Origin of the sequence: Okeania sp. SIO2B9, from assembly GCF_010672505.1 — a bacterium.
Taxonomy (GTDB): Bacteria; Cyanobacteriota; Cyanobacteriia; order Cyanobacteriales; family Microcoleaceae; genus Okeania; species Okeania hirsuta.
Genome location: NZ_JAAHGK010000649.1, coordinates 1 through 4280 on the forward strand (window position 1 = coordinate 1; position 4280 = coordinate 4280).

The 4280-nt window shown below is 36.7% G+C and carries 5 protein-coding genes; 3 read left to right on the forward strand and 2 right to left on the reverse strand.

The window, feature by feature from the left end:
* Positions 1–1366 (reverse strand): HAMP domain-containing protein (locus F6K13_RS20845; protein ID WP_287288239.1); only part of this gene is annotated, 1366 nt, incomplete at its 3' end.
* Between the two features lie 30 nt (positions 1367–1396).
* Entirely contained in the window at positions 1397–2743 is a 1347-nt protein-coding gene (locus F6K13_RS20850; protein WP_287288241.1) for an RNA-guided endonuclease TnpB family protein, read from the reverse strand.
* A 520-nt stretch (positions 2744–3263) separates the two neighbouring features.
* Between F6K13_RS20850 and F6K13_RS35290 the strand changes: the two genes are divergently transcribed.
* From F6K13_RS35290 to F6K13_RS20860, 3 genes are all read left to right on the forward strand, one after another.
* Complete coding sequence (locus tag F6K13_RS35290; protein WP_287242454.1) at positions 3264–3365, forward strand: helix-turn-helix domain-containing protein; 102 nt, start codon at positions 3264–3266, stop codon at positions 3363–3365.
* Positions 3366–3436: 71 nt separating this feature from the next.
* Positions 3437–3814, forward strand: a complete 378-nt coding sequence (locus F6K13_RS20855; protein ID WP_287242452.1) for a hypothetical protein — start codon at positions 3437–3439, stop codon at positions 3812–3814.
* A 149-nt stretch (positions 3815–3963) separates the two neighbouring features.
* Positions 3964–4280, forward strand: a 317-nt coding sequence (locus F6K13_RS20860; RefSeq protein ID WP_287288243.1) for a transposase, incomplete at its 3' end; no start/stop codon positions are given.

Here is a 4280-nt window from a genome sequence, read left to right on the forward strand (position 1 = left end):
CAATACCAATAATCCCATTAAGTGGGGTTCGGAGTTCGTGGGAGGTGTTAGCTAAAAATTCGTCTTTGAGGCGGTCTAGTTGTTTGAGTTGTTCATTTTTTGCCTCTAAGGTTTCAAAGGAATTTTTGAGTTGGTTAGCCATCAGATTAAAAGAGTTGGCGAGTTCACCTACTTCGTCACGACGATGAATATTGAGGGTGTTTTCCCATTGACCTTCAGCAATTTTTTTCGCAGCAGAATTAATTTGTAAAATCGGTTGAGTAACCCAGTGAGTAGTGACTATTCCTACCAATATAGCTATAGTCAAAGCACCAAAACTTAATAAAATAGTAGTCTTGGTGTTGGCGTTGATTTGTGCCATGAAGTCATTTTCAGGAACGACCACAACCACTAACCAATCAATACCTTTACCATCTTTAATTGGCATGACTCTGGTATAGTACCAAGCTCCATCAATTAGAAATTTAAGTTGTTGATCGCTATTAATTTTTTTTAAATCACCAAAATGTTGTTGCAGTTGCTCGACAGTTGCACTTATTGTGGGGTTATTACTTTCGATCGCAGGTAGACGTTGGATCTTGCGCTTTTTGTCCTCTTCAGTAATAATAAATGGTGTCTGAATTTGAGAACTAACTACTAAATCTCCCGACCGCTCCATAATAAAACTCTGTCCACTAGCGCTGATATATAAGTTACTCAGGAAATTTGTGACCTGCACGAGGGTTGTTTTATTTGAAAGAACTCCCACAAACTGCCCACTTGAGTTGAAAATAGGTCTGACTGCTGATATGTCTAAGGAGGCATTTTCACGGGAAAAGGAGGCAAAAATTGGACTCCAGGTTGGTTCACCTAACTGCTTTGCTGCTTTATACCATTGGCGATCGCGAGGATCGTAAGCTTTTCCTTTTAAATATTCGCTGATGTTACCCTCATTATTAAGTAAGTAAGTTTCCCGAATAGGTTGAGTTGCGATGTTACGAATTTTAAAAAGAATATCTCCATCTTCTAAACGTTCAACCCCGATAAATTCTCCTTCTTCATTGCCCAAGAAAACATAATCCTCTAAATCTTTTTCTTTTACCACTTGCCAAAAGTAAAGTCTCAGACCAGCAAAATCATCAACATCCAAATTTTCACTTTCTATGGCATAATTGGTTACTCTTAAAACTTGATGAGATTTATTTAGATATCCTAAAACGTGCTGTTCAATACCACTGCTAATTTTTTGGGTTAACTGGTTAGCAAGGTTATCAACGGTTTGTCGCCCATTGATCAAAGAAAAATATCCCACTAATCCCACAGCACCAAAGATTTGTAGAACAAAAGGGACAATGAGGACTGTTTTCAGGGGAAATTTGCTAAACATTTTGCCCAGGTTAAAGGATAGAAGTGTGAACTACCCAATGCTATAGCTATTGCTATAGGATAGGTTTCCATCTTCGCTGGGAATAGCATCTAACAAAACTGATGTTTTGCCAGGTGACTTACATTCCCTCAGATTGGCAGTAGAGCTAATTCCTAACTCCTGTTTTGAGTGCATTTGACATTTGTCGTGCAACGGCAAATTACGCACTCGCAATATCCGCAAGGCTTCATTTTTGATATTGATTGCAGCATTAATTTCTCTATTATGGGTTGTATGACAATGCTCGCAAGTCCAATTTTTCACATTCAGAGACAAACTACCAACTTGATTTAAACAAATATTACAAGTTTGTGAATAAGGCAAAAAACGATCGACTTCTATATAAATTCTTCCCTCTCTTTCTGCCTTATAACTAAGCATTGTTTCAAACATTCCCCAAGCACCATCACCAATAGATGCAGCTAAATTATTGTGTCTTGGTGCGCTACCAAGTGCGTCTTTCGCTGAGGTTGGGTCACACCGCTTTTTTATAGCCAGATTTTCCACTGCAATTACTTGGTTTTCGTTGACTATCTTAAGGCAGCGCGTTGCGGGGGTTCCCCCCGTTGTAGCGACTGCCGCGCGGGATAGCTTGTGTAGAAAATCTTCACGGCATCTAGCTATTTTCCCCTGTACTCTAGCTATTTTTATGCGTGCTTTACTTTGGGCATTGCTGCCTTTTTGTTTACGAGCTAATTTCTGCTGCTTCCGTTTGAGATTAAGAGTATATTTAGCAATATTCTTAGGATTTTGATATTTTGAACCATCTGATGTTATACAAAAATGAGTCGTTCCCAAATCAATTCCTATTGCTTTTCCTTCTGCTGATTTTTCAGGATTTACTCGATTATCTTCAACTAAAACAGAAACAAAATATTTACCATCTGGATTCACAGAAACAGTTACAGTCTTGATTTCCCCTGAAAAATCTCTATGGCGACGATAATAAACTAATCCAATTTTAGGTAGTTTGATATAGTTATCCTGAAATTCTACATTTTGAGGATAAGTAATAGATTGTCTACCTTTTTTAGACTTAAATTTTGGTAACTTCGCCTGTCTATCAAAGAAGTTTTTGTAAGCTGTAGACAAGTTTAATGCTACTACTTGGAGACACTGAGAATAAGTATCTGTTTTTAGCCATTCATGCTCTTTTTTAAGTTGAGGAAGCATTTTTTGAATAGCAGCTCTACTGAGACTTTTTCCAGTGTTTTTGTAGGTTTCATGGCATAAATTTAGTGAATAGTTCCAAAACCATCTACAACAACCAAAGCTCTTTGCTAAAGCCAATTGCTGTTCTGATGTTGGATATATTCTATACTTATATGCCTGATACATTTATCACTTATCTATAACAATGATAAAATTTTAGCATATATTTTTATGTACCTACAACTATAGCGCTACGCAAATACGCTGTTGACATTCCTCTGTTCACTATTCCCACCAAAGTTTAAAGTTTATTGTCAAATGCCAAAAGACGTAGTGCTATATATTGATTGTGATTAATACCAACACCAAGACTCCACTATGATGGGGGACTTATCACAACATCAAGTTATATCATGTCCGCTTGAATACTTATACTTTGGTGGAAGGAAGGCAGAGGGCAGCGGGAGCTCCTATGCTGTTTGCGTAGCATTCCGTAGGAAAGGGTTTCTTTCAATTGAAACTTAATTCTATACACGCTCCGATGCTACTGGACATGATATTAAAAGTAATATGTTTAATCCAACTTGATACGGTCTCGGGGTCTCCCGTTATCATCTGCGATTTAACGGCAGGGGAATTGCCGAGAGCAAATTAAAAAAGTATCGATTGATGTTCAAATATAGCACTAAAGAGTAGTATAAAAATTATGATAATTACTCATTGCTACAAAATTCAGCCTACTCCTGAACAGTCAGTCAAAATTGATTATTGGCTAGAACTGTTGCGGAGGCATTACAATTATGCGTGATAGTCAAAGACTAGACTGGTTAAATAGAACTAGATGTCCAGTTGACCGTTGTTCATTAATTTCATGCCCTATTGGCGAGATTTCCAGTAGACCAGATTATTATTTCCAGCAATCAGCACTCTTACAGACAAAACAGTTATTTCCTGACTACAAAGAAATATCCATACGAAGTTCAACAAATTAACCTACAAAGACTAGATAAAGCTTGGAAACGTTGGCTAATACCTGGTAAAGCTGGTAAACGTGGAGGACGACCTAGATTTAAAAAATCAGGAAAGTTACGGTCATTCTGTTTTAGTAGAGTTAATCATCCTAAAGCAGCAATAAAATTTGATGGAAAACAAATAATTAGTACGAGGTTTGGTGCTATTCGAGTGATAGTCCATAGACCTATACCAGATGAGTTTACGATCAAAACTGCAACTATAACCAAAAAAGCGAGTGCGTAATTCTGGGGAAACCCCAGAATGTAAGACGCACTCAAGACGCTGATGGTTATTATGTAAGTTTCAGTTTAGAAGATAAGTCAGTTCCTAGTTTAATTTATACAGAAAATATCAAAACTGCTGTAGGTATTGATGTAGGGTTAAAATAGTTTTTGACTACTAATACTGGTGAGACTGTTTCTGTTCCTAATTTTTATAGAAAATCTCAATCTAATTTAGCAAGAAAGCAAAGAAAAATAGCTAGAAAAGAAATTGGGTCAAACAACTGGAGGGTAGCACAAAATAGAATAGCTAGATTACATCAACATATTGCTAGACAAAGAGAAGATTTCCATTACAAAACTGCTCATAAATTAGTTAAAGAATATGATTTAATTGCTGTAGAAGACCTTAATATTAAAGGTCTAGCTAAAAATACTAAACTATCAAAATCAATTTATGATGTAGCCTGGGGTACTTTTATTGAAAA

Bases quoted from the DNA above. Each gene is read 5' to 3' on its own strand.
- F6K13_RS35290 (WP_287242454.1), top strand. From the start codon at position 3,264: ATGATAATTACTCATTGCTACAAAATTCAGCCTACTCCTGAACAGTCA.
- F6K13_RS20850 (WP_287288241.1), bottom strand. From the start codon at position 2,743: ATGTATCAGGCATATAAGTATAGAATATATCCAACATCAGAACAGCAA.